Below are 25,884 nucleotides of genomic sequence, written 5' to 3' on the forward strand. Positions count from 1 at the left end.
TCGCAGCTGCGACATCTGAGACGAGGAACATCGTGTCCCCCGAGAATACTTACGTGATCGTCGGAGGCGGTCTGGCCGCGGGCAAGGCGGCGGAGGCGCTCCGGGAGCACGGCCACAGCGGCCGGCTCATCGTCATCGGCGACGAGCGGGAGCAGCCGTACATCCGGCCGCCACTGTCCAAGGGCTATCTGCTGGGCAAGGAAGAGCGCGATTCGATCTTTGTACACCCCGCGGACTGGTACGCGGAGCACGATGTCGAACTGCGCCTGGGCACCAGCGCGCGGGCGATCGACGCACGGGCCCAGCAGGTGGAGTTGGACAACGGGGACCGGGTGTCCTACGCCAAGCTGCTCCTGGCCACCGGTTCGTCTCCGCGTCGTCTGTCCATCCCCGGGGCGGACCTCGACAACGTTCTGTATCTGCGCCGGGTAGGGGACAGCGAACGGCTCAAGTCCGCCTTTGTCGAGGGGGCGAAGATCGTCGTCATCGGCGGCGGATGGATCGGGCTCGAGACCGCCGCGGCGGCCCGGATGGCCGGGGCGGAGGTGACGGTGCTGGAACACTCGGAGCTCCCCCTGCTGAAGGTGCTCGGACACGAGGCCGCCGAAGTGTTCGCCGGCCTGCACACCGACCATGGCGTCGTGCTGCGCCCCAACGCGCAGGTGGAATCCCTCACCGGGACGCAGGGCCGGGTGGACGGGGTCCGGCTCGCCGATGGCACCCACCTCGCCGCGGACGCGGTGGTCGTGGGCATCGGCATCACGCCCAACGTCCAACTGGCCCAGGAGGCGGGCCTGGACGTACGCAACGGCATCGTCACCGATGAACACCTGCGGACCTCGGTGGCCGAGATCTACGCCGCGGGCGATGTCGCCAACGCCTACCACCCGCTGCTCGGCCGCCATCTGCGTGTGGAGCACTGGGCCAACGCACTGCACCAGCCGCGCACAGCGGCGCTGAGCATGCTCGGCAAGGACGCCGTGTACGACCGGCTGCCGTACTTCTACACGGACCAGTACGACCTGGGCATGGAGTACACGGGTTACACGGAACCCGGCGGCTATGACCGCGTCGTCTTCCGTGGCGAGCCGGCCGAGCGGCGGTTCATCGCCTTCTGGATGTCGGGGAACCGCGTACTGGCGGGGATGAGCGTCAACATATGGGACGTGATCGATCCGATCCGGTCCCTCATCACCTCCGGGGCCGACGTCGATGACACGCTCCTCGCCGACCCGGACGTCCCACTGGACCGCATCGGATGACAACGTGTGAGTGTCACAGATACCCGAACCACCTGGTCCTAGTGGATGACAACCCCGGCGATCGGAGTAGACAGTGGCTGTGATTGAACGACGTCTTGCCACCACGGTGCTGGTGATCGGTACAGGAGGGGCGGGACTGCGAGCGGCGATCGAACTGGCCGAGTCCGGTGTCGACGTCCTCGCCGTCGGCAAACGCCCCAAGGACGATGCCCATACGGCACTCGCCGCCGGAGGAATCAACGCGGCCCTGGCCACGATGGACCCCGACGACAGCTGGCAGCAGCACGCCGCCGACACCCTCAAGGAGAGCTATCTGCTCGCCGACCCCCGCACCACACAAATCGTCACCCAGGGCGCGGCCCGGGGCATCGACGACCTGGAGCGGTACGGCATGGCCTTCGCCAGGGAAGGGGACGGCCGGATCTCCCAGCGCTTCTTCGGTGCGCACAAGTTCCGGCGCACCGCCTTCGCCGGTGACTACACCGGTCTGGAGATCCAGCGCACGCTCATCAGACGCGCGGAGCAGCTCGATATCCCGGTGCTCGACGGCGTCTACATCACTCGGCTCCTGGTGCATGACGGTGCCGTCTTCGGCGCTTACGGCTTCGACCTCACCCATGGGACGCGGTATCTCATCCATGCCGACGCCGTCATTCTCGCGGCAGGTGGCCACACCCGCATCTGGCGGCGTACGTCCTCACGACGTGACGAGAACACCGGTGACTCGTTCCGTCTGGCCGTGGAGGCCGGAGCCCGCCTGCGCGACCCTGAGCTGGTTCAGTTCCATCCCTCCGGGATCATCGAGCCGGAGAACGCGGCAGGCACCCTGGTCAGCGAGGCCGCGCGCGGTGAGGGCGGCGTCCTGCGCAACGCGCTCGGGGAGCGGTTCATGACCCGCTACGACCCCGAGCGCATGGAGCTGTCCACCCGCGATCGGGTGGCCCTCGCCTCGTACACGGAGATCAAGGAGGGGCGCGGGACCCCCAACGGCGCGGTGTGGCTCGATGTCTCTCATCTGCCACGGCAGACGATCATGACGCGGCTACCCCGGGTCTACCAGACCCTTCTGGACCTGCAGATGCTGGACATCACCCGCGAGCCCATCGAGATCGCGCCCACCGCGCACTACTCGATGGGCGGGGTCTGGGTACGGCCCGAGGACCACAGCACGGACGTCCGCGGCCTGTACGCGATCGGTGAGGCGTCGAGCGGGCTGCACGGCGCCAACCGCCTCGGTGGCAACAGTCTCATCGAGTTGCTGGTCTTCGGCCGGATCACGGGCCAGGCCGCCGCCGCCTATTCGGAGGCGCTGACCGCGCAGCCGCGCTCGGCGTCGGCGGTGGCCCGTGCCCGTGCCGAGATCGACGATCTGCTCGCGGCGGACGGGCCGGAGAACGTCCGGGCCCTGCAGCGCGCCATCCGTAACACCATGACCGAGCATGCGGGAGTCGTACGCGACGAAGAGGGGCTGCGCGCCGGGCTGGCAGAGCTCACCGCGATCGAGAAGAGAATGGAAGACGTCGGCGTCCACCCCGATATCGCCGGCTATCAGGATCTCGCGCACGCCTTCGATCTCAAGTCCGCTGCCCTGGCGGCCCGGGCCACGCTCGAAGCGGCGCTTGAGCGCCGTGAGACCCGCGGCTGCCACAACCGCAGCGACTACCCGGACCTCGATCCGTCTCTGCAGGTCAACCTTGTCTGGTCGCCGACGACGGGTGTCACCCACGAAAGCATTCCGCCCATCCCGGACGAGATTTCCGCGCTGATGGAGGATGTCTCGACCGAAGGAAAGCTCGTCGAGTGATGTCCGCTCGCTGACATCTGTCGAATCTCCGCGGCCGCCTGTCACACATTGCGCGGCTGTCCGGTCACTTCAGTGAAGGCGAAATCAGCCGGTGCCGGTGAACAGTGCATCGCAGCATGCGCGCGCCGCGCACGTATGACAACATCCGAGAGGTTTCCATGATGAAGGTTGTAGTGATCGGTGGTACCGGACTCATCGGCTCGAAACTGGTCGGCAAGCTCAACGAGCACGGGCACGAGGCGGTCGCGGCCGCGCCCAACACCGGCGTCAACACGCTGACGGGCGAGGGCCTGGCCGAGGTCCTGGAGGGCGCGTCGGTCGTGGTCGACGTGTCCAACTCCCCCTCGTTCGAGGACGAGGCCGTGATGGACTTCTTCCGCACCTCGACCACCAACCTGCTGAAGGCGGAGGCCGAGGCCGGTGTGACGCACCATGTGGCGCTGTCCGTGGTCGGCACCGAACGGCTGCAGGAGAGCGGCTACTTCCGCGCCAAGCAGGCCCAGGAAGAGCTGATCAAGGACTCGGGCATCCCGTACTCCATCGTCCACGCCACCCAGTTCTTCGAGTTCATGAAGGGCATCGCGGCCTCGGCCACCGAGGGCGACACCGTGCGCCTGGCTCCCATCAGGATCCAGCCCATCTACTCCGACGACGTGGCCGCCGCCGTCGGCCGCACCGCGGTCGGCACCCCCGTCAACGGCGTGGTGGAGGTCGCCGGGCCCGACCAGTTCCAGCTGGACGAGCTCATCCGCAAGGGCCTTGCCGCCAAGAACGACCCCCGTACGGTCGTCACGGACCCGCACGCCTTGTACTTCGGTACCGAGCTGCAGGAGACCACGCTCCTGCCCGGTCCTGACGCGCACATCGCCGGGACCCGGTTCGCCGACTGGCTCGCGCAGCAGCGGTAAGTCATGTCGGTGGCCGTCTCGCCCCCGCGCCGTTCCACACAGTGGGTTCGGCGCGGGGGCGGCGTCGCCGCGTACGCAGTCACTCCGTACGCAGTCACTTTGGTTCACGCCGACTCAGTGTGCACACTGTGTCCGTTGCATGCGTCTCGGAATGGATGCCCCTTTGTATGAGCAACCCACAGCACGCATCTCATCCCCCAGCGGCAAGTGGATTCTGCTGACCACGGTCCTGGGCTCGAGCATGGCTCTCCTGGATTCGACGGTCATCACGGTGCGAGGCTCGGCCCCGGACCGTCATCGACCTCAATGCCGGAGGCATGGGTGGCTGACGACATCGCCCCTTGAGCCACTGTCCCATCACCGCCTCTGGCGATGAGTGACACAAGTCCGCTATCACGTTCTGTACTGACCAAGACCCACTATGAGGAGCAGAGACCGTGCCGGAGTCGAACTCTACGCAGCTGCAACCCATGCCCACGGACTGGCAGCGTGCCCTCGCCGTGGTGGCCCACCCTGATGACCTGGAATATGGGTGCTCGGCCGCCATGGCTTCCTGGGTCGACGAGGGCCGTGAGATCGCCTATGTCCTCGCCACGCGTGGCGAAGCAGGCATCGACACCGTTGCACCGGATGAGTGCGGACCGTTGCGGGAGCGCGAGCAGCGGGCCAGTGCCGCCGCCGTTGGCGTGTCCGTGGTGGAGTTTCTCGACCACCGGGACGGCACGATCGAGTACGGCGTCTCCCTGCGCCGCGACATTGCCGCTGCCGTTCGTCGCCACCGGCCCGAGCTGGTGATCACCCTCAACCATCACACCACATGGGACGGTGGTGTCTGGAACACCCCGGACCACGTGGCCGTGGGGCACGCCACGCTCGACGCGGTGGCGGACGCCGGCAACCGCTGGATCTTTCCGGAGCTGACCGAGCAGGGCTTGCAACCATGGAACGGCGTCCGCTGGGTCGCTGTCGCCAACTCCAAAAACCCCACCCACGCCGTGCCGGCCGGCCCCGGCCTGGAGCGGGCGGTGCGCTCGCTGCTCGAGCACCGCACCTACATCGAGGCATTGACCGACGAGGATCCCGAGACGTATGTGCGTCGCTTCCTGACCGACAACACCCGCGAGCTGAGCGCGCGGTTCGGCGGGCACCCAGCCGTAGTCTTCGAGCTGTTCAACCGGTGACCGTCGGCGAGCCTCAACACCGCGTGCCGGGTGTCAGCGCCTGCCCGCTCGGGCCAGCGCGTCCTCGGCCTGGGCGGCCAGGGTGCCGACCAGATCAGCCGCGGACGGCAGGTCGTTGATGAGGTCGATGGCCTGGCTGGCCCACTGCGGCAGTGCGGGGATCTCGCCTTGGGCCACGGCGTCTTCGTATGCCTGCTGGGCATGGGGGGCAGTCGCGAGTTCGTCCTCCCGGCCCCGCCATTCGTCGAGGAAGGGGTGGCCAAGGGTGCGGGCGGTGTACTGCGCCGGCCACCGCGAGGCGCGGGCGATGTCCAGCACCCTGCTGCGTTCGGTGTCCTCCCCGCGTCCCTCGACGATCGCCCTGGCGGTCGCGGGGTCGACCAGGGCCTCGGTCGTGGCCACCGCCCTGCGGGCCTCCTCCATGTCGGTGACCTGGATGATCAGCGGCGCGCCCGCGCTGCGGACGCGCTCCACGAACGGACTGGGGTCGCCGAAGGACAGCATCACCGCCATCGGGTTGTGCTCCAGCGTCCGCGCGATCACACCGTCGTCAATTGCCCACGTCTGGAAGCCGATGCCCCAAGGTTTCCCCGCGCACTCATCGACCAGGACGGGCAGCTCGCGGGCCAGCCAGTCCTGATCCCCGTTCCCGCTGCCCAGCAGTCCGAGCCCGCCGCCATGCGAGACCGCCGCCGTGAGGGCGCCACCGGCCGATCCGCCCATCGGAGCCAGGGCGATCGGATGCTCCACACCGAACAGTTCCGTAAACGCCGTCGACAGTCCCATATCCGCACTCCTCACCCTTCGGCCGTGCTGGTCGAAGCGGAGTCAATACGAATACCGCGAGCACGAGGTTCCTGTCGCCCGGTATCTCCCCTCTGCCTCTCAGTGGAACTGTCCGGCCTGGTAGTTGCCGGCGGGCTGCTGGGTGATGATGTTGAGCCGGTTCACCGAGTTCATGAAGGAGACCAGGATGACCAGGGCGGTGAGCTGTTCCTGGTCGTAGTGGGCGGTGGCCTGTGCCCATGTCTCATCGCTGACCCCGTGGGCCGCGTCCGCGACGCGGGTGCCTTCCTCCGCCAGTGCCAGTGCGGCGCGTTCGGCCTCGGTGAAGACGGTGGCTTCCCGCCACGCCGCGACCAGGTTGAGCCGTACCGGGGTTTCTCCGGCGGCGGTGGCTTCCTTGGTGTGCATGTCGATGCAGACGGCACAGCCGTTGATCTGGCTCACGCGCAGGGCCACCAGTTCCTGCGTCGCGGCGGGCAGTGGCAGGTCCTTGAGCTCCTTGCCCGCCGACATGAAGTACTTGAGGGCCTTCCCTGCGGCCGGGATGGTGAAGTAGTTCAGTCGCGCGTCCATGATGTGCTCTCCTCGGTGATCGTCAGCGGCTTACACCCCCTGAGACGAGGCAGCCCGACCCCCTGTGACACGCACGAATGTGACCTGGATCTCGACGATCGGCCCTCGACACCGCGATCGCATATCACCGTCGATGGCCGCTGGTGATCTCCCTGTACTCCTGGACGGTGGGCTTGGGAATCTGCGTCCCCTCCCCGTAGAAGCCCCGGCTGAGCCTGGCCCGCAACCGTCGAGTGCGGCTGGGACTGCTCTCCGGGCCTCCCTGGACGCCCGGGCCACCGGACTCGATGGGCTGGTACTGCTCATGCGCTGTCAGGATGTGCAGTCGCTCCCTGCTCAATGGCTCGTGCACCTCGACGAACTCGCCGTGCGGCAAGCGCTTGATGATGCCGGTCTCACGTCCGTGCAGCACCTTGTCCCGGTCGCGGCGCTGAAGGCCGAGGGCCCACCGCTTCGTCACCGAATAGACGACGGTGGGTACGAGGAAGAGGCCGATGCGAACTGCCCACGTCACGGAATTGACCGAGACATGGAACTGGGTCGCGATGATGTCGTTCCCTGCGCCGATCAGCGCCACCAGATAGACGCTGATCCATGCTGCGCCGAGCGCCGTGCGCACTGGCCGGTTGCGTGGTCTGTCGAGGAGATGGTGTTCACGGTCGTCATCGGTGGCCCAGGCCTCGATAAACGGGTATGCGCCCATGACGAGAAACAGACCGACGCCCGACGACAGCGGGATCAGGTTGTCAAGGGCCAGGGTATGGCCCCAGATACTGATCTCCCAGCCGGGCATGATCCGTATCAGCCCATCTGCTACGCCCATGTACCAGTCCGGCTGTGATCCCGCCGAAACCTGATCGGGGCGGAAGGGGCCGTACTCCCAGACGGGGTTGATCTGTGCGATCGAGGCGATGATGAAGATCACCCCCGTGACCAGGAGAAAATATCCTGCCGCTTTTACCGCGTGCACCCGGAGCGGCATGCCGATGACGTTCCTGTCGGTGCGCCCCGGCCCCGGGTACTGGGTGTGCTTGTGGCGGAACACAAGGATCAGATGCGCGACGATCAGCCCCACCATGAGGCCGGGGATCACCAGAACATGGATGGTGTTGAAGCGTGCCACCAGGTCGTTCCCGGGGAACTCACCCCCGAAGAGGAACATCGACAGATAAGTGCCAACGATCGGCACGGAAAGGAGTGTTCCGTTCACGACCACCAGTCCGGTCCCGGACAGCAGATCGCCCGGGAGGTCGTATCCCGTCAAACCGGCGAACATGGCCAGGACCAGCAGCAGAAACCCGAACACCCAGTTGAGCTCGCGCGGCCTGCGAAACGCGCCCGTGAAGAAAACGCGCATCATATGCACGAATATCCCGGCGACGAATATCAGCGCCGCCCAGTGGTGAGCCTGCCGGATCAGCAGGCCGCCGCGCACATCGAAGGAGATGTGCATGGTTGAATCAAATGCTTCCGACACCATCTGGCCCCGCAGGGGCAGGTAGCTGCCACGGTATTCCACCTGGTTCATCGTCGGGTGGAAGTACAGGCTAAGATAGATGCCCGTGGCGATAACGATGAGGAAGCTGTAGAGACAGATCTCCCCCAACATGAAGGACCAGTGGTCCGGGAATGCCTTTCGCATACCGGTTCTGGTGAGATTTTGAAAGCCCAGCCGCCCGCGGGTCCATTCGGCGACCTTCTCCCCTCTGCACCCTCGCTGCGATTCGGTTGACTGGCCCGCGTTGGCCATGCTTCTACCACCATTCGTGATGCGTTGCGATGACCACCACATCGAGCTTGTCGACCGGCGTTGCCGCCTTCCACCCGCCCCACGCGCCTCGATTCGGTGGCTATTACATAAGACCGAGTAGCCGACGCATATGTGACACGGCTACGGAAGGCACCACCCGCGCCATGTCACAAGATCCATGCCTGCCCTGTCACATGGATTGAGGCGAGGGAGGATGCCGTATGGACCATGCCGGTGATGCAGTGCCCATCGCGGAGCTGCTCGATGAGCGCCGATATCTCCTGGATGTCGCTTATTGGATGCTGGGCAGCGGCGGCGCGGCGGAGAGTGTCATTGATGAGACCTACCGTCGGTGGTACGGGCTGTCGGACTCGGCCCGCACGCGGATCGCGGTGCCCCGTTCCTGGCTTGCCAAGACCGCGGGTGGTATCTGCCTGGGCCGCCTGGCGCTGCCGGATCGCGGCGAGGACACGGACCAGGGTGAGGGGGGCGGCCCGTATGCGGGAGACGCCGATGGCGCACGGGCGAGCGCGGAGCTGGAACAGGAGATCAGCAGGGTTCTGCTGAATGCTCTGGATTCTCTGTCGCCGCCGGAGCGTGCGGCGTTCGTGCTCAACGATGTGTTCGGGATGACACCCGATACGGTCGCCGACATCGTGGGGCGTACGGGGCCGGAGTGTGTTGAGCTCGCCGATCGCGCGCGTCGCCGTCTGCGGGCACGGCGGTCGCATCCCACGACGCCGGAGCAGCATGACACGGCCGCCCGTGCCGTCCGGCAGGCCTGTGTGACCGAGGACGCCGGGCTGCTGGCGTCCTTGCTATGGCCCGATGCCACGGCGTTCTTCGACGGCGGTGGCAAGGTCCGTGCGCTGGCCCGACCCGTGCACGGCGGCGAACAGGTCGCACACAGCCTGATGACACTGCTGGTCCGGCGCCCGCGCACCACACTGACCGCCCAGTCCGTCAACGGCCGGACGGGTCTGGTGGCACGCTACGACGGCCAGGTGGCCGCGGTCATCAGCCTCGACATCGCCGACCGCCGCGTGGCACAGGTCTGGGTCGTACTCAACCCCGACAAACTCCGCTCCTGGAACCAACCCCCCAGCGCACGCCAGAGGCCGTCACAGGCATGGTGACGGCCTTGGGCCTGGGCTCACGACGGGGAGCCGAGTGGCGATATGGAGCGAGAGCGTGAATCGAGGAACGCGGCGATTTTGCTCGGGTTGAACAGCCACATCACCTTGTAGATGCCATCCCGCGAGGCGGCCACCGTCAGAAACGTCTTGGGCTCGCCCTCGCGGTAGATCATCACTCCCGAACGCCCGTTGGCATGGACAGACCGGAGATCCAAGCCACGCCAGAACCGCGGATACGCAGTCGCCAGGTTCGCCACCCGCGCACAGCCCAGAACGGGTATGCGCGCAGCGCCCCGCATCCCGTTGCCGTCGGACAGGCTGACGGCATCCGGGGTGAGGAGGGCTTCCAGCGAGCCGATATCGCCCCTCTGAGCTGCGCCGACGAAGGCGTCCAGGAGGCGTCGGTGTTCCTCCGTGTCCACGCTCTCCCGCTGTTCCGCGCCCAGGTGCTTGCGGGCGCGGCTTACGATCTTCCGCACATTGACGACGCTGAGCTGAAGCATGTCGGCGATCTCGGGATAGCTGTAATCAAACGCCTCACGCAGTACATACGCCGCGCGCTCCGCGGGGCTCAGCTTCTCCAGCACCAGCAGCAGAGCCAGCTCCAGCGCCTCCGCCCGCTGCGCGCCCGCCTCCGGGTCCGAGCTCGTATCAATGGGCTCGGGCAGCCACGGCCCGATGTAGGTTTCCCGGCGCACACGGGCCGACTGGGCGACGTTGATGGCCAACCGGGTCGTCACACTGGACAGAAAGGCCGCCGGGCTGACCACCGCGGAGCGGTCGGTCTTCTGCCAACGCAGCCACACCTCCTGGACCACGTCCTCAGCCTCGACCGCGCTGCCGAGCACGCGGTAGGCGATACCGAAAAGACGTGGCCGGAGCTGCACAAAGACAGAAACAGCCTCGTCAAGGGCGTTCGTCGTGGTGCTGAGGGGGCTGTGGTCGGTGAAGGTCACGGCTTGCTCCAATCGCGTCTCCTGCATAGACCGGGGTCAACCCGGTCCTGTGACAGGACTGGGGCAGGAAGACGCGCGGACCGACGAACACCCGAACGGCAGGGCTCAGCCGAATACGGATTGTTATTCCGTGCCCACACACCGCCAGCGACTGCCCTGCGGGCCGTGGCCTAGGGTGAGCCGTGTGCCGATCGCTCATCACCGGAGAATGCACCGTGTGACTCTGTTGAGCGGACGCCGATCCGCGTGGGCCCGGCCCAACAATCACCACACCTCACCATGAGATGGGAATGGCATGCACAACATAGCCCGTATGGGAGCCGTTGGGGCTTTATCTGTCGTTCTGTCCCTCCCCGCAGGGTTCGCGCACGCGACCCCGGGCGGTCCCGGTGTGACCGGCAAGGTCATCGCCCAGTCCACCGTGGGCGGGCGCGACTACATCCTGCGGGAAGTCACCATCCCGCCAGGTCAGGCGACCGGTTGGCACTTCCACGACGGCACCCTGTACGCGTATGTCAAGCAGGGCACCCTGAGCCACTTCGCTGCCACCTGCAAGTCCGACGGTGTGTACCCCCAGGGCCGATTCCTCGAGGAACCGCCCGGTGCCGACCACGTACACATCGGCCGGAACCTCGGTGCCACGGACGTCGTCCTGGAAGTTCTCTACGTGCTGCCGCACGGCGCCCCCTTCTCCCAGGACGCCCCCAACCCGGGCTGCGACTTCCAGTAGTCACCAGGCCTCGACGTCCGCCGCACAGAAACGGAGGACCACCCAGTGCGAACGAGCGGCGTCCGCCACGGCGCCGCCTGGGCGCTGCCGGCCGCGCTGGCCATCGACGCCATCGGCACCGGGCTCTATCTCCCGCTGTCCATGGTCTACTTCCTCACCGTCACCGACCTGTCGGAAGCCGATGTCGGCCTGCTGTTGACCGCCGCCACCGCCTGCTCGCTCCTGCTGCCGCTGCTCGTCGGGCGGATCGTCGACCGCATCGGGCCACGGCCGGTGGTGATCGCGGGGCAGTTGTTGCAGGCGGCCGGGTTCTTTCTGTACCTGGGAGTGGCCGGTCCGCAGTCGCTGTTTCTCGCGGCGCTGGTCGAGGCAGTGGGGCTGCGGGTGTACTGGTCGTCGATCTTCGCGCTGATCTCCGAGCAGGCGGACGGGGAGGCCAGGGACCAGTGGTTCGCCCGGGCGGGCATGATCCGGGCGGCCGGTACCGGCGCCGGCACGGTGCTCGCGGGTGGGCTGCTCGCGCTCGGCTCGCAGCACGCGTACCGGGGAATGGTGCTGGCGGATGCCCTCTCCTTCGTCATCGCGGCGGTGACCGTCGCGTTGTTCGTACGCGGTGCCCGGCGGCCGACCGGCGGGCCTGACCGCGAATCCTCGGACGCGATAAGGAAGTTGCTGCGCAACCGGCCGTATCTGGCGCTGATCGGCGTGAACACGCTGTTCAACATCTGCACGGTCTTCCTCGCCGTGGCGATCCCGGTCTATGTGATCCGCGGGCTGCACGCGCCGGGCTGGACGGTCGGCGCCTTTCTCACGATCACCACGGCGGTCGTGGCCACCTGTACGGCCGAGGTCACCCGCCGCTCCCGACGAGGCACCTCCCGGGGCGGCGCGATGGCCTGGAGCGGCCGGCTGTGGGCTGCCTGGTGCATGGCCGCCGCCGTGGCGGTGCTGCTGCCGCCAGGGCCTCTGCTGGTCGGCTATCTGGCACTGGTGATGCTGCTGTGGGCAGCGGCGGAGATGCTGCACGGCCCGGCCTCGAACGCGCTCTCCGCGGAGGCGGCGCCGGAGGGGATGCGAGGGACCTATCTGGCGGCGTTCCAGTATTCGTTCGCGACGGCGGACATGGTGACGCCCGGCCTGTTCGGCGTCCTGTACGGCGCAAACCGGGTGCTGCCGTGGGTGGTTGTGGCCTGCCTGGCGCTGACGGCGAGCGTGGCGATCCGGCCGCTGGAGCGGCGTCTGGCAAACGTGTCACATACGCATGGGGTATTCGGTCCTTCGTAGCAGGGCGTGGCCGCAAGCAGAAGCGCCGTTGCATATCCAACACACGTAAAGGGATGGTAGCCATGTCGTACCCAGAGCAGGTGTATTCAGGAAACAGCGGCGAGATCAACGCCGACTTCCGGCCGGCGAGCACCGCGCCGAATGTCGGCACAGCCGGCCGAGATGCCATTCACTATCTGGCGACCACCGCCACCACACGAGGTGAATTCGGTCTCTACCGGGTCGAGATGAGCGCCAAGGCCGGTGGCCCCAAGACTCACTTCCACAAGTCCGTCTCGGAGTCCTTCTTCATCCTCGACGGCACCGTTCGCCTCTTCAACGGCGCGGAGTGGATCGACGGGCAGAAAGGCGACTTTCTGCATGTGCCGCAGGGCGGGCTGCATGCTTTTCGCAACGACTCCGACGCACCGGCTGAGATGCTGCTGCTCTTCACTCCGGGCGCACCGCGTGAAGAGTATTTCGAGGGACTGTCGCAGCTCGCCGATGCCACGGACGAGGAGCGCGCCGAGTTCTTCGTGAGGCACGACTCGTACTTCGTGGAGTAACCGGCACGGGCAGGCGCTCTCACGGGCACAGCCGCGTCGGCCCGGTCCTCGGCAGGCTTCGTACGCCGCCGGGCCGGGCCGACACACGGCACTCAGGTCTGCCCCAGGATCACCGAGCCTTTGCCTCGGCAGGCCCGTCACCGTTACGGGGGTTGCCCCGGGATACGAAGGCTTCCCGGGGGCGCTGCACCGAGGCCAGCGAGACGATGTCCCGCCCGTAGAGGGCGGCGGTGAGCCAGACGGCGAGGACGCGGACCTTGCGTTCCCACGTCGGCACGGCGAGCACATGGTAGCCGCGGTGCATGAGCCAGGCCGGCAAGCCCTTGATGACGAGGCGCCGGTACTGGAAGATGCCCCGTCCCATACCCAGCGTGGCCACCACGCCCAGGCTGTGGTGGACGTAGTTCTTGGCCCTCCGCCCGTGCAACGTCGCCACGATGTTCTTCGCCAGGCGCTTGCCCTGCCGTACGGCGTGCTGGGCGTTGGGCACGGTATGTGCTCCCGGCCGTCCCACCGCGAGGTCCGGTACGGCAGCGTCGTCGCCCGCGGCCCATACGTCCGGCACCACCTCCGTGTCCGTACCCACACGCAGGTCGGCACGTACGACGAGCAGACCACGCTCATCGACCGGAAGGTCGGTGTGGTTGTGGACGATGGGGTTCGACGCGTTGCCGGCGGCCCAGACGATCAGGCCCGACTCGTACTCCTGCCCGTTGGAGAGCACGACATGGCCGTCCTCGGCCGAGACGAGCTGGGTGTTCAGATGCACCTTCGCCCCTCGCCGCGCCAAGGACCGGACCACCCAGGCACCGGGTTCGTCGGTCACCTCGGGAAGGATTCGGCCGCGCGCCTCGACCAGGTGGAAGTCGAGCTCTTGGGCGTCGAGTTCCGGGTAGTGCTTCAGCAGCGCGGCCGCCAGGGACAGCAGCTCGCCGAAACCCTCCACACCGGAGAAGCCGCCGCCGACGAAGGTGACCGTGAGAAGTTTCCGGCGCTCGGGCCCGCGTGGCAGTGCGGCTGCCCGGTCGAAGGAGGTCAGCAGCCGGTCACGGACAGCGACGGCCTCTTCGACATGCTTCAGGCCAAACGCCTGCTCGCTGAGCCCCGGTACTGGGAAGGTGCGGGTGACCGCCCCCGCTGTCACCACGAGCATGTCGTAGTGCAGCTGATAGTCCGGCCCGCGCTCCGGCCGGACGGTGACGGTCCGACCGCCGTTGCGGATCTCCGTCACCGTTCCCGCGATCACCCGGGTACGGCGCAGATGCCGTCGCAGTGACACGGCGGCGTGCCGGGCCTCTACGGACCCCGCCACGACCTCGGGCAGAAACGGCTGGTACGTCATATACGGACGGGGGTCGACGACGGTGACCCGCGCCTCCCCGCGGCGCAGCTTCTTCTCAAGGCCCCACGCTGTGTAGAAGCCCGCGTAACCGCCGCCGACGATCAGGATCTCACGCACGGTGTCCTCTGTTTTCTCTCGGTTCCACCCTTACTGACAGGTCAGAACCGTGTGTTGTGACACCTGCGTGCTCGCGTACGTGATCAGGACGGAGTGGCGCGGTACAGACCGCGCCCCGCGCGCTGGATGCGCGAGGTCGCGCCAAGCCGGTCGAGCGTGCCCGTCGACATCGGCGACCTTCAGCGCGGTGACGCCGTTGTCGGGAATGAGGGTGGCATAGCCGAGGCCGAGGACGACAGTGTTCGCCCGGTTCACCTGGATCGGCTGGTCGAGGTGGTAGATCCCCGGGGTGAGCGGCAGCTGGAGCCCCTGGGTGAGTGCTTCGTTGAGGGTGGCCGCTCCATCAAGGGCTACGCGGCCTACAAGGTGGCCGACTCGGTGACCACGCACGAGGGATGGGGGCTCGGCAGCTACTGCTACTACAACGTGGACCCGAGCATCGTGCAGCACCACGGCTTCGCCGCCCCGAACGCGCCGGGGGTGAAGTTCCACAACCTGCTGGTCGTCTCTCTCGGCGGCAACGGCCAGTACGAACGCGTCATCAATGACAGCGGATCCCCCACCTCGGGCACCTCCACCGTGCCCTCCACCGTGGTGTCATATCCCTGATCCGCGATTTCTCGCGAGCCGGCGCCCTGACGAACCACCTCGCAGGTGGTCATGGGGTCCGGGTGGACCGTCTGGCCGAACGAGGCATGGCATCCGCCCGGCCCCCGGCGACGACGGTGCGCAGTCAGCCCAGCAGCAGGGACCTCGGCTGCGCGGACAGTGCCCGGTCGAGGACGAGGGACGCCGCCCCCACCGCGGCCACGTTCTCACCCAGGGTGGTGGAAAGGACCGTCGTCGGGTGGGTCGCCCTGACGAACGGGGACTGAGCGACCATCGGTTCGATGGTCGTGAGCAGACGGTCCGCGAGCAGCTGCCAGGTGGGTCCGCCGAAGACGATGGTGCCGACGTCAAGGAGCGTCGCCGCCGCACACACGCCTCGGCCGATGCGGATGCCCAGGCGCTCGATGATGCCGTCCGCCTGCGCCTCCCCTTCGCCGGCGAGCTCCGCGAGCCGCTTCAGACCGCGCTGGGCATCGGCCGGGTCGAGGACCGTGAACTCGGCTCCGAGGGCGCCCAGGGCGATGGCCTCGTCGACGAGCGTCCGGGTCGAGAAGGCCGCGCCGAGTCCGCCGACCTCGCCGGCGTTCCCTGACACGCCGCGCAGCACGGTGTCCTCCACCACGAGCCTTCCAGGCGGTCGTACGGATACGGCGCCCCGGCCCGGACGGCGGCGGTCGCGGCCCAGAGTTCGGCCTCGCGCAGCAGGGCCTCGCTGCGCCGGTTGCCGCCCTTGGTGCGCGCCTGGCTGGTGTAGGTGCCGCGATGGTTCTCCAGGTACAGCTCACCACGCCATACGGGGAGTTGGTCGCGTTCGGAGCGTGCCGCCGCGAAGAAGTCGTCCGGGGCCTCGATGACGACCTTGGGCGAGCCTTCGAGGTCGCGCAGGCGACGGGCCTTCTCCAGCATCGAGCGGCTGGGGCCGCCGCCTCCGTCGCCGTAACCGAACGGGACGAGCGAGCGCGTCGCCACGCCCTTGTCCGCGAAGTTGCGCTCGGCGTGTGCGAGTTCGGCCGCGGCGAGGGAAGCGACGTAGCTGTCGACGGGCGGGAAGTGGGTGAAGATACGCGAACCGTCGATGCCCTCCCACGCGAAGGTGTGGTGCGGCAGCTTGTTGGTCTCGTTCCAGGACAGCTTCTGGGTGAGGAACCACTCGGCTCCCGCGAGCTTCGCGAGCTGCGGGTAGGCGGCGGTGTACCCGAACGAATCGGGCAGCCATACGCCCTTCTGCGGGGCGCCGAACTCCTCCGCGAAGAAGCGCCTCCCGTATACGAGTTGGCGTGCGAGCGCTTCGCCACCGGGGAGGTTGCCGTCGGCCTCGACCCACATGCCGCCAACAGGCACCCAATGGCCGTCCGCAACGGCTCTCTTCATCCGGGCGAAGATGTCCGGGTGCCGTTCCTTCATCCACGCGTACTGCTGTGCCGAGGAGCAGGCGAAGATCAGCTCCGGGTACTCCTGGGCGAGGGTCGTCATGTTGGTGAAGGTGCGCGCGCATTTGCGCACGGTCTCCCGGACCGGCCACAGCCAGGCCGAGTCGATATGGGCGTGGCCGACCGCGGCGATGGTGTGCGCGGAGGCGTGTGCGGGCCGGGCCAGCACATCCGCCAGCCGGCCGCGGGCCTGCGCCGCCGTGCCCGCCACGTCGCTCGGGTCGACGGCGTCGGCGGCGCGGCGCAGCGCGTAGCGGATCTCGTGACGCCGCGATGAACCGAGCGGCAGCTCATGCATCAGCTCGTCGAGCACCTCGATGTCGTGGATGAGGTGCCATACGTCGTCCTCGCGCACCGCGATCTCGGCCTGCTTGAGCCGGTAGATGTGCTCGGTGCCCGCGGTCTCGCGCGAACCGTGGTGGATGTGCAGACCCTCGCTGGCCACGATGGGCGGGTTGGCCGCGAGCTCGATCAGCAGGTCCACGCGGGCGCCACCGGTGGCGGAGTCGGTGAGCAGCACGCTTCGGTGGTAAGGGTGCAGGCCCTGGATCGGTGCACCGTGAGCATCGTGCACCAGGCCCTCGGCCTGACCGCCGGGCCCCTTGGTGAGGTCGAAGTCGAGGTCGAAGACGGCCTCGACGCGACGCCCCGTCCACCGCTCGGGTATCTCCGCACCCGCCCGCATCCAGGTTGTCGCCCACGGGCCGCCCCAGGTGGAGCCGAGCGTGAAGGGCTCGTAGTCGGCGCGCAGGGCGTCGGCCACGGGGACCGGTTCGCCTTCGACGAACCACGCGCTCAGCGTGAGCGGGCATACGGAGCTGTAGAGAGCGGGGCGGATCACACGGTCCAGCAGTTTCCGGATCCGTGTCTCGACGATCCGGCGGTCGTCATGCACGGTGCTGGTCCTTCCATGCCTCTTTTTCAGCAGCGGGCAGTCGAATGGCGTCCTGTGCGCCGTCGGCCCAGGTCACGTCCGCGACCAGGGTGGTCCCCTCGGCACGGGTGGTGATCCGCGGCAGAGCGGCGGGGTCCGAACCGCCGAGGTGAACGAGGGCGACGTGGAGGGTGCGGTAGGCGACCGGGCCGTCGGTCCGCACGACGGGGGTGGCGGATGCGGCGCCCAGCGCATTGCTGTCGGCTCCCGGCACTACGAACGCGGCGGGCAACCCGTATGCGCCGATGAGAGAGGAGATCAGCCCGCCGACACCGGCTACGCGGGCGGTGGCGCCTTGCGCAGCGCACGGCGCGCCCTGCGGATCGACAGCAAGGGACCATCCGCCGATCCGCAGCACATGACCGGTCGGCTCATCACCGGCGGCGGGGTCGACACGCACGGCCCGTACCTCGATCGACCCGCGCAACGCGGAACCAACGGTGACCCAAGGGCCAAGCACATAAGGGGTATCGGGACCACCGAACGGGTCCCACGTCGCGTCCTGTGGCCAGTGGGCGCGCGAGCGCGAGACGGCTGTGGCCCCGTCCATGGAGATCCTGGTCGCCGGGCGGCGGTGCGAGGCACGGCCCGCTGCGTCGAGGAGCACGACCGCGTTGTCGAGCGGGTCGGCGTCCGCACAGGCGCTCGGGCGGGCCGTGGGGTCGCCGGGAGTCTCGGGCGCCGTATGCGTCGAGTAGGCGAACCGGGCGTAGCAGGGGTCGTCGGCGTGGGGCCGAACCGGGTCGGCGTGGTCGCCGCCGTGGTTGACGACTCGTACCACACCGTCGGCGGCCGTACCGGAGACCAGCCAGCCGGGCGCGGGCAAAGCACGCGTGACGTTGCCTTGCTCTACGGCGAGTTGGACCTCGCCCTCGGTCCACACCGGGTGGTCCGGCGGCAAGGCGAGACCGATGAAGCCCTTGCTCGCCCAGTACGGGGACGCGGGTCCCGAGTACACCTGGAGGATGCCGCGGTAGGGCCGGTGCCAGCCGAGCGTGAGCAGTCCCCGCTCGTCCATGGCGCCGTGGTCGGTGAAGTGCTGGAGCATGCGGTTCGCGAGTGCCCGGGTCTCCCCCGGTGCCAGTGGCGTCGCGTCGAACAGCGCGCCGGTCCACAGCGAGGCGAGCGCCGCGTGGCGGTACGTAAGCGAGCGGCCTTGGACGAGCGGTGAGCCGTTGGCGCCGATCAGGAGGCGCTGGTCCGCCAGGAAGCGGTGCAGCCGGGCCCGGTAGCGGTCGAGGAGTCCGCCGGGTGCCGCATGGTCGAGGATGCGGCAGAACCACAACGGGTACAGGTGCATGGCCCAGCCGTTGTAGTGGTCGAAGTTGCGGTGGGCACCGCCGGTGAGGCCGTCGGAGTACCAGCCGTCGCCCGCGTACCAGCCGTCGGTCAGGGCGATGATCCGGTCGAGGTCCTGTTGCCGCCACCGACCGCCGACCGTGCGGGCGAATGCCTCGGTGATGCCCTGGAACCAGATCCAGTTGTTGCCGGGCATCGGGCCGCCGACCATCGGGGCGAGCCAGTCGAGGACCCGCTGCCGCACCTGGTCGTCGAGCCGGTCCCAGATCAACGGCCTCGTCTCGTGCAGCGCGAGCGCGATGGACGCGGCCTCGACCTTGGCCTGGTTGCACTCGGTGAACGTGGGCCAGCGCTCCGGGTGCTTCGGGTCGGTGCCGGCGACCAGGCCCTGCGCGTACCACCCGGCGACGTCGTGCGGATCGTTTCCGCCCGCTCCCGCGAGCCGGAAGCCGGCCAGCAGGAAGGTGCGGGCGAAGCCTTCGAGTCCGTCGCTGTGCCCACCGTTCGCGCTCGGCACGCCGGGCAGGTTGATCAGGGCGTGCTCGTCGGTGGCGTAGGGCCGGACGGCGAGCAGCAACTGGTCTGCGGTCCGTTCCCAGTGGGCACGGTCCTCGGCTGGGGTGCGATTCATGACCGCGGCAGGCGCAGGGTCACCATCTGGAATGGTCGCAGTGCGAGCACGACGCCGCCGTCGGCGTGTGTCGGCGGCTCGGCGTCCGGAAGCGGCCGCTCCAGCAGATCCGTCGGAGCAGCCCGTTCGATGGCGAAACCGTCGATGCGGACGATGGCACGGGCGCGGCCGCCGTGCGCCTCATAGAGGCGGACAACGAGGTCGCCGCTGCGGTCGTCGGCCAGCTTCACCGCGCTGACCACCACGGCATCGTTGTCCACGGCGACCAGAGGCGCGATCGCTTCGGCCGTTCCGGTGATCCGGCGCTCGGGCAGGTTGGCCCGGTGGCCCTCGCGGACGGCGTCACCGATCGTCGCGCCCGGCGCGAGCGCGTGATGGAATCGGTGCACACCCTGATCGGTCTCCGGGTCCGGGTAGCGAGGCGCACGCAGCAGCGAGGCCCGCACCGTGGTCGTGGTACCCGCGTCGGCACCCGTACGGACGGCGCGGGTCACGTCGTGGCCGTATGTCGCGTCGTTGACGAGCGCGATGCCCCAGCCCGGCTCCTCGAGATGGACGAAGCGGTGGTTGCAGGCCTCGAATTTGGCCCACTCCCAGCTCGTGTTCTGGTGGGTGGGACGGTACACATGGCCGAACTGCGTCTCGGAGGCGTACCGGTCGGCCTTCACATCCAGCGGGAAGGCCAGCTTCAGGAACTTCTCCGTCTCGTGCCAGTCGACCTCGGTGTCGATGTCGAGCCGCTTGGCGTCGGCAGGAACGGACAGCAGCTGAACCGCCTTGGAACGCCCGAAGACCCGCTCAACCCGCACCGCTCCGCCGTCGACACGTACGTCGGCCGCCTCGGTGAGGTCGCTTCCGACGTTCCGGTAGAAGGCGTCCACGTCCCAGGCGTCCCACTGGTTGGGAAAGTCGGGGTGCAGCTGCAGCAGGTTGGCGGCCTGCCCCGGAGCAATCGCCTCCCGGTTGCCGGCCCGGTCGTAGGCGGAGACCACCAGGCCCCGCCCGTCGATCTCGACCCGGAGCAAGCCGTTGTCCAGGACGTAGCCGCCCCCGTCACGCGGGACAGGAGTAACACCGTCCCCGTCCGTGGCCTGTGAGGAGGCTCCCCGGGCGGGGACCGAACGGCGGGTGTGGGGCACCGAGTTGAAGATGAGCTCGGTGCCTCCCGATGGATCACCGGCCAGCGCGCGCTGCGCATCCGCGATGATGTGCTCGAGTTCCGCAGCGAGGCGCGCATAGGTCTCGCGTGCTTCTCGGTGCACCCATGCGATGGACGAACCCGGCAGGATGTCGTGGAACTGGTGCAGCAGCACCGTCTTCCAGATCCGGTCCAGCTCTTCGTACGGATACCGGAAACCGACGCGCACCGCCGCCGTCGCGGCCCACAGCTCCGCCTCGTACAGGAGGGACTCGCTGCGCCGGTTGCCGCGCTTTGTCTGCGCCTGGCTGGTGAGGGTGGCGCGGTGCAGCTCGAGGTAGAGCTCGCCGACCCAGACGGGCGGATTCGGGTATTCGGCCTCGGCCTTGGTGAAGAAGGCGTCGGGGGTCTCCCACACGACGGCCGCGGCGCCTTCCAGGCTTCGCATCCGGGCCGCCTTGGCGACCATCTCGCGCGTGGTGCCGCCTCCGCCGTCGCCATAGCCGGTCGGCGCGAGGGAGTGCGCAGCGACGCCCTTCTCCTTGAAATTCCTTGCGGCGTGGGACAGCTGGCGGCCCGTCATTTCGCAGTTGTACGAGTCGACGGGCGGGAAGTGCGTGAAGATGCGGGAGCCGTCGACGCCCTCCCAGAAGAACGTGTGGTGTGGGAACGTGTTGGTGCGGCTCCACGAGATCTTCTGTGTGAGCAGGCGTGTCGAGCCCGCGGCTTTGATGATCTGCGGCAGGCCGGCCGCGAAGCCGAACGTGTCGGGCAGCCACGCCTCGTCGCTCTCGATGCCGAACTCTTCGAGGAAGAAGCGCTTGCCGTGGACGAACTGGCGGGCCATCGCCTCCGACCCGGGCATGTTGGTGTCGGACTCGACCCACATCCCGCCGACGGGTACGAACCGTCCGTCGGCGACGGCCTTCTTGACCCTGGCGTACACCTCGGGCCGGTGCTCCTTGATCCAGGCGAACTGCTGTGCCTGGGACATGGCGAAGATGAACTCAGGCTCATCCTCGATGAGTTGTGTCATGTTCGACGCCGTGCGGGCGACCTTGCGGACCGTCTCCCGCAGCGGCCACAGCCACGCGGAGTCGATGTGGGCGTGGCCGACGGCACTGATGCGGTGGGCCGCGGGTGCTGCGGGCGCGGCGAGCACACCGGCCAGTGCGTCCCGTCCAGCCTGCGCCGTACCGTTGACGTCCTGAAGATCGACGGCGTCCAGGGCGCGGCCGACCGCGCGCAGGATCTCCCAGCGGCGGGCCCCGTCGACCGGCAGTTCCGCCATCAGTTCGCCAAGTACCTCCAGGTCCATGACCAGGTTCCAGACCGTCTCGTCGAATACGGCCAGCCGCATCTCGCCGAGCACGTACTGGGGTGCGTCACCGGCGGTGGCCTTGTCGCCCATCGGTGTCGGCTGGAACGGGACGCCGCTCGCGTCGAGGTCCGGGTTGGAGGCCGCCTCGATGCGCCAGTGGATCCGCTCGCCGCCGGACACGGGTGAGCCGACGCCGACGTGGTTGTTGCGCGGGTGGAGTCCCTTGACCGGGGTGCCGTCGGGGGCGTGGACCAGGCCCTCACACTGGAAGCCCGGGGTGCGCGGGGTGAATCCGAGGTCGAGGATGGCCTCGACGGTGCGGCCCGCCCACTCGATGGGGACCGTCCCGGTGACCTTGAACCAGCTGGTCCCCCACGGCGTTCCCCACGGGGTGCCGGGGGCGATGGGGCGGGTGGGTGCCGCAAGGCCCTCGGCCACCGGCACGGGTTCTTTGGGGGTGGACCAGATCTCCACTTCGAGGGGTGTCGTGAGGGGGTGGACGGCCGGCCGGATGCGCTCTGTGAGGACGCGTTCCAGGCGTGCTTCGACCAGCTTCCGGTCGTCGTGCATAAATGGGGTCTCCTGTCGCTGCGAGCGGGCGAGAGGTGGTGAGGGTGTCGTTCAGCGACCGTCCACCGGGGCGGGGCGCTCGCAGGAGCTGGTCACCTGGAGGGCTCGGCCCTGGGCCGCCGCGTCCATGAGGGTGAGCATGATGTCCAGGACGTGCGCGGCGAGTTCGGCCGATGCCCGGTGCGGTCGTCCGGCCGACAGGGCATCGGCCAGGTCGGCGAGGCCCACGCCGCGTCCCGCGTCCGGGTAGCCGGCAGAGACGGGCAGCATCGTCCAGCCGTCTCCGCGGTGGATCTCGACGGCGCCGTCGAAGCCGTTCGGGTCGGGCAGGGACAGCGAGGCGTCGGTGCCGTGGACCTCGATGCGCGGCAACCGCGCGGCGTGGATGTCGAAGCTCATCACGAGCGTGGACAGGGCTCCACCGGCGTGCTCCAGGACGCCGGTGAGGTGGGTGTCCACCTCCACCGGGAAGGTGTGCCCGGCGCGCGGGCCGCTGCCGATCGTACGCTGTGCGCGCGGTCGGGAGGACGCGCCGGTCACCTTGACCACCGGGCCGAGCAGGTGGACCAGGGCCGACAGGTAGTAGGGCCCCATGTCGAGCAGTGGGCCGCCGCCCGGCTGGTAGTAGAACTCCGGGTCCGGATGCCACTTCTCATGGCCCGCGGTGGTCATGAACGCGGTGGCCGCGACCGGCCTGCCGATCAGGCCGTCGTCCACCGCCTTGCGCGCGGTCTGGGTTCCGGTGCCGAGGACCGTATCGGGTGCGCAGCCGACCCGCAGCCCTGCCGTGCGTGCCGCCTCCAGCACGGCGTCGGCCTCCTTGCGGTTGGCCGCCAGGGGCTTCTCGCCGTACACATGCTTGCCCGCGGCGAGCGCCGCAAGGGCGACCTCGGCGTGCGCGGCCGGGATGGTCAGGTTGAGCACGGCGTCCACGTCGTCCCGGGCCACCAGGTCGGCCACGGACTCCGCGACGGCCGGCTCTCCCCCGCCCGGGGCCTGCTCCGCAACGGCCTGGGCGCGGCCGCGGTCGAGGTCGGTGACGGCGGTCAGCCGCAGCGAAGTCAGGCGCTCCAGCGTCGCGAGGTAGGCGCCGCTGATCTTTCCGGCGCCCACGATGCCGATGTTCAACGGCCTCAGCGGCTCGCCCACAGCAGTCCCCTTTCGGTCAGCGTGCGCACCTCGGGCACGTCGAAGTCGTCGGGCTTGTGCCCGATGGTCGAGACGAAGACCCGCCCCGCGCCCCAGGTCCTGGTCCACACGGCGGGCATCACCGCGGGCCGGTCCCGCAGTTCGTCGGCCGCGAAGGTGGTGGTGGCGAGGACGTCGATGTGCGGGTCGGTGAGCACCCAGTACTGCTCGGTGTGCACGGTGAAGTCGTTGAGGCCCTCGATGACGGGATGGTCGGCTCGCTCGGGCAGCAGACGCACGGTGTGGTCGTGGAAGCCCGGCGGGTGCATCACGAACTTGCCACCGGTCAGCAGGTGGTAGCCGTGGTCGTGGAAGCAGTCGACGATGCCGCCGTGCCAGCCGGCGAGACCGGTGCCCGCGCGCACCGCCACGGCGAGGTTTTCGCTCTGCTCGCGGGTGATGGTCCCCATCGTCCAGCACTGCACGATCAGGTCGGTCGCGGCCAAGCGCTCCGCGTCCTCGTACACCGCGAGGTCCTCGGAGGTTTCCACGGTGAATCCGCGGTCCTTGAGGAACGGTACGAAGCTGTCGCTGATCGTCACGGGCTGATGCCCGTCCCAGCCGCCACGGACGACGAGCGCCCGCCGGATGTCGCTGGTCAAGGTGATGACACACTCCCATCGGCGCCGCAGGGTGGAGTGCGGCGGTCGGAGTCGGATGAAGTCGCTCAACGGGTGGTCGCGACCCAGCAGAAGTTGGCGCTGAGCAGTCGCGACGGGCGCAGCATGTTGAGAAGCTACGAACCGCCGTTGCATTTTGTCAATACGTTGGATGAAGCATGGGAGGAGCTCGCGCACCCCGAGTCGACGAAGGTCTTGTTCACGCCTACCGGCTCAGGTGTCAGGCCACTTATTTTCCACTCCCCACTCAATTCCTGCCGACAACCAGAATTCACTTTGACCAGTTTCCGATTCGCGGGAGAAATGCCCGCGCCGGCCATTGACTCCGGACAGCACCATGGTTTTGCTGGCACGCGGAGAAATGCCATGCCCCCACTCCCCCAACCCCACTGGAGGAACTCCATGGCCGTCACCAGACGCAGCATGATCGGCGGCGCGATCGCCGCGGCCGCAGGCCTGGGCACTGTGGCCGGACTGACGCGGGCCGACGCGGCCGAGAGCGCGGGTGCTCAGCCCGCCGCCAGCGGGCCGGGCGATGTCGTCGGCAAGATATCTGTCGGCTATCAGGGCTGGTTCGCCTGCACAGGCGACGGCTCCCCCATCAACAGCTGGTGGCACTGGAGCAGGGACCGGTTCCAGCCTCCGTCACCGTCGAACACAACCATCAAATCATGGCCCGATATGGCCGACTACCAGCGCGGGTTCACCACCGCGTACCCGAATCTCAACAGCGGCAGACCCGCTCAGCTCTTCTCATCGTGGGACCAGCAGACCGTCGACACGCACTTTCGCTGGATGCGCGAGAACAACATCGACACGGCCGCTCTTCAGCGCTTCAACCCCTTCGGCGATGAGGGTCCGACGCGTGACGGCATGGCGCAGAAGGTGCGTCAGGCCGCCGAGGCTAACGGGCGCAAGTTCTACATCATGTACGACGTCACCGGCTGGACGTCCATGCAGTCCCAGATCAAGCAGGACTGGACGGAAAAGATGAAGGCGCACACCGCGTCCGGTGCTTATGCGCGGCAGAACGGCAAGCCGGTGGTGTGTATTTGGGGGTTCGGCTTCAACGACTCGGGGAGACCATTCGAGCCAGGCCCGTGCAAGGACGTTGTCGACTGGTTCAAGGCACAGGGCTGTTATGTAATCGGCGGTGTTCCCACGCATTGGCGTACCGGCACCGAGGACTCACGGCCCGGATTCTCCGCCGTGTACCATTCGTTCGATATGATCTCCCCGTGGATGGTGGGGCGTATCTCCAGCGCCTCCCAGTCCGATGACTTCTTCACCAACATCAATACGCCGGACAAAGCGGATTGTGATGCGCACGGCATCGATTATCAGCCGTGCGTGATGCCGGGCGATCTCCAGGAACGCCACCGCAGGCACGGTGATTTCATGTGGCGGCAGTTCTACAACATGGTGCGGCTGGGTGCGGGCGGCATCTACATCTCCATGTTCGACGAGTTCAACGAGGGCAATCAGATCGCCAAGACGGCGGCGACCGGGGCCGATGTGCCGTCGGGTTCGGGGATCTGGGCGCTCGACGAGGACGGCACGGCGTGCTCGTCCGACTATTACCTGCGGCTGACCGGTGACGGCGGCCGCATGCTCAAAGGGCAGATCGCTCTCACCCCCAACCGGCCGACGTCACCGACCGCTTGACGTCGGCCGAGGCTGGGGCGGGGGGCGGGGCTGGGGCGGGGGGCGGGGCTGGGGCGGGGGGCGGGGCTGGGGCGGGGGGCGGGGCTGGGGCGGGGGGCGGGGCTG

At 68.2% G+C, this 25,884-nt stretch carries 19 protein-coding genes and 3 pseudogenes; 10 read left to right on the forward strand and 12 right to left on the reverse strand.

Annotated elements, in window-relative coordinates:
• The first annotated feature begins 32 nt into the window (after window positions 1-32).
• The 4 genes from ACH4U7_RS50685 (at window position 33) to ACH4U7_RS50700 (ending at window position 5,155) form a co-directional block, all read left to right on the forward strand.
• Window positions 33-1,262: an NAD(P)/FAD-dependent oxidoreductase gene (locus ACH4U7_RS50685; RefSeq protein ID WP_398534541.1), complete on the forward strand. Its 1,230-nt coding sequence runs from the start codon at window positions 33-35 to the stop codon at window positions 1,260-1,262.
• Window positions 1,263-1,335: 73 nt separating this feature from the next.
• Window positions 1,336-3,066: an L-aspartate oxidase gene (locus tag ACH4U7_RS50690; RefSeq protein WP_398534542.1), complete on the forward strand. Its 1,731-nt coding sequence runs from the start codon at window positions 1,336-1,338 to the stop codon at window positions 3,064-3,066.
• Between the two features lie 161 nt (window positions 3,067-3,227).
• Window positions 3,228-3,974, forward strand: coding sequence for an SDR family oxidoreductase (locus ACH4U7_RS50695; RefSeq protein ID WP_398534559.1), 747 nt, complete (start codon window positions 3,228-3,230; stop codon window positions 3,972-3,974).
• Window positions 3,975-4,444: 470 nt separating this feature from the next.
• Window positions 4,445-5,155: a PIG-L deacetylase family protein gene (locus ACH4U7_RS50700; RefSeq protein WP_398534560.1), complete on the forward strand. Its 711-nt coding sequence runs from the start codon at window positions 4,445-4,447 to the stop codon at window positions 5,153-5,155.
• A gap of 33 nt (window positions 5,156-5,188) precedes the next feature.
• Here ACH4U7_RS50700 and ACH4U7_RS50705 read toward each other — a convergent pair whose 3' ends face one another.
• The 3 genes from ACH4U7_RS50705 to ACH4U7_RS50715 all read right to left on the reverse strand — a co-directional run bounded on the left by ACH4U7_RS50705 (window position 5,189) and on the right by ACH4U7_RS50715 (window position 8,264).
• Window positions 5,189-5,941, reverse strand: a complete 753-nt coding sequence (locus ACH4U7_RS50705) for a nitronate monooxygenase (protein ID WP_398534543.1) — start codon at window positions 5,939-5,941, stop codon at window positions 5,189-5,191.
• A 99-nt stretch (window positions 5,942-6,040) separates the two neighbouring features.
• Window positions 6,041-6,514 carry a carboxymuconolactone decarboxylase family protein gene (locus tag ACH4U7_RS50710; RefSeq protein ID WP_398534544.1) on the reverse strand — a complete coding sequence of 158 codons (474 nt, stop codon included), beginning with the start codon at window positions 6,512-6,514 and terminating at the stop codon, window positions 6,041-6,043.
• A 124-nt stretch (window positions 6,515-6,638) separates the two neighbouring features.
• Window positions 6,639-8,264, reverse strand: coding sequence for a cytochrome bc complex cytochrome b subunit (locus tag ACH4U7_RS50715; RefSeq protein WP_398534545.1), 1,626 nt, complete (start codon window positions 8,262-8,264; stop codon window positions 6,639-6,641).
• A gap of 221 nt (window positions 8,265-8,485) precedes the next feature.
• Here ACH4U7_RS50715 and ACH4U7_RS50720 point away from each other — a divergent pair, with 221 nt between their 5' ends.
• Window positions 8,486-9,400, forward strand: a complete 915-nt coding sequence (locus ACH4U7_RS50720) for an RNA polymerase subunit sigma (protein WP_398534546.1) — start codon at window positions 8,486-8,488, stop codon at window positions 9,398-9,400.
• A gap of 17 nt (window positions 9,401-9,417) precedes the next feature.
• On the opposite strand, the gene ACH4U7_RS50725 is transcribed toward ACH4U7_RS50720, so the two are convergent.
• Entirely contained in the window at window positions 9,418-10,356 is a 939-nt protein-coding gene (locus ACH4U7_RS50725; protein ID WP_398534547.1) for an RNA polymerase sigma-70 factor, read from the reverse strand.
• Window positions 10,357-10,651: 295 nt separating this feature from the next.
• Here ACH4U7_RS50725 and ACH4U7_RS50730 point away from each other — a divergent pair, with 295 nt between their 5' ends.
• From ACH4U7_RS50730 to ACH4U7_RS50740, 3 genes are all read left to right on the forward strand, one after another.
• On the forward strand, window positions 10,652-11,086 hold the full coding sequence (locus tag ACH4U7_RS50730) for a cupin domain-containing protein (RefSeq protein WP_398534548.1): 435 nt from the start codon (window positions 10,652-10,654) through the stop codon (window positions 11,084-11,086).
• 45 nt (window positions 11,087-11,131) lie between these two features.
• Complete coding sequence (locus ACH4U7_RS50735) at window positions 11,132-12,370, forward strand: MFS transporter (RefSeq protein WP_398534549.1); 1,239 nt, start codon at window positions 11,132-11,134, stop codon at window positions 12,368-12,370.
• A gap of 62 nt (window positions 12,371-12,432) precedes the next feature.
• A complete protein-coding gene (locus ACH4U7_RS50740) occupies window positions 12,433-12,915 on the forward strand; it encodes a cupin domain-containing protein (protein ID WP_398534550.1) in 483 nt (160 codons plus the stop codon).
• Between the two features lie 109 nt (window positions 12,916-13,024).
• Here ACH4U7_RS50740 and ACH4U7_RS50745 read toward each other — a convergent pair whose 3' ends face one another.
• Window positions 13,025-14,374 (reverse strand): NAD(P)/FAD-dependent oxidoreductase, encoded by a 1,350-nt coding sequence (locus tag ACH4U7_RS50745; RefSeq protein WP_398534551.1) that lies wholly within the window; start codon window positions 14,372-14,374, stop codon window positions 13,025-13,027.
• Window positions 14,375-14,533: 159 nt separating this feature from the next.
• Window positions 14,534-14,713, reverse strand: a pseudogene (locus tag ACH4U7_RS50750) (coagulation factor 5/8 type domain-containing protein); the annotation flags it as partial.
• Here ACH4U7_RS50750 and ACH4U7_RS50755 point away from each other — a divergent pair.
• A pseudogene (locus ACH4U7_RS50755) lies at window positions 14,714-14,983 on the forward strand (coagulation factor 5/8 type domain-containing protein); the annotation flags it as partial.
• 124 nt (window positions 14,984-15,107) lie between these two features.
• On the opposite strand, the gene ACH4U7_RS50760 reads toward ACH4U7_RS50755, so the two are convergent.
• From ACH4U7_RS50760 to ACH4U7_RS50785, 6 genes and pseudogenes are all read right to left on the reverse strand, one after another.
• Window positions 15,108-15,578, reverse strand: coding sequence for an ROK family protein (locus ACH4U7_RS50760; RefSeq protein WP_398534552.1), 471 nt, complete (start codon window positions 15,576-15,578; stop codon window positions 15,108-15,110).
• 17 nt (window positions 15,579-15,595) lie between these two features.
• Window positions 15,596-17,308 (reverse strand): annotated as a pseudogene (locus tag ACH4U7_RS50765) (alpha-mannosidase); the annotation flags it as partial.
• Entirely contained in the window at window positions 17,301-19,277 is a 1,977-nt protein-coding gene (locus ACH4U7_RS50770; protein ID WP_398534553.1) for a DUF2264 domain-containing protein, read from the reverse strand. The gene ACH4U7_RS50770 and the pseudogene ACH4U7_RS50765, both read right to left, overlap by 8 nt.
• The gene (locus ACH4U7_RS50775) at window positions 19,274-22,306 is read right to left on the reverse strand and encodes an alpha-mannosidase (protein WP_398534554.1); all 3,033 of its coding nucleotides are present in this window, start codon (window positions 22,304-22,306) and stop codon (window positions 19,274-19,276) included. The genes ACH4U7_RS50770 and ACH4U7_RS50775 overlap by 4 nt, the downstream gene beginning before the upstream one ends.
• Window positions 22,307-22,357: 51 nt before the next feature.
• Window positions 22,358-23,455 (reverse strand): Gfo/Idh/MocA family protein, encoded by a 1,098-nt coding sequence (locus tag ACH4U7_RS50780; protein ID WP_398534555.1) that lies wholly within the window; start codon window positions 23,453-23,455, stop codon window positions 22,358-22,360.
• On the reverse strand, window positions 23,440-24,096 hold the full coding sequence (locus ACH4U7_RS50785) for a ThuA domain-containing protein (protein WP_398534556.1): 657 nt from the start codon (window positions 24,094-24,096) through the stop codon (window positions 23,440-23,442). Before ACH4U7_RS50785 ends, ACH4U7_RS50780 begins: the two co-directional genes overlap by 16 nt.
• A gap of 420 nt (window positions 24,097-24,516) precedes the next feature.
• On the opposite strand from ACH4U7_RS50785, the gene ACH4U7_RS50790 reads away from it, so the two are divergent.
• On the forward strand, window positions 24,517-25,779 hold the full coding sequence (locus tag ACH4U7_RS50790; RefSeq protein ID WP_398534557.1) for a glycoside hydrolase family 71/99-like protein: 1,263 nt from the start codon (window positions 24,517-24,519) through the stop codon (window positions 25,777-25,779).
• The last annotated feature ends 105 nt before the right edge of the window (window positions 25,780-25,884 follow it).

It is taken from the genome of Streptomyces sp. NPDC020845 (assembly GCF_044334165.1).
Lineage (GTDB): Bacteria > Actinomycetota > Actinomycetes > Streptomycetales > Streptomycetaceae > Streptomyces.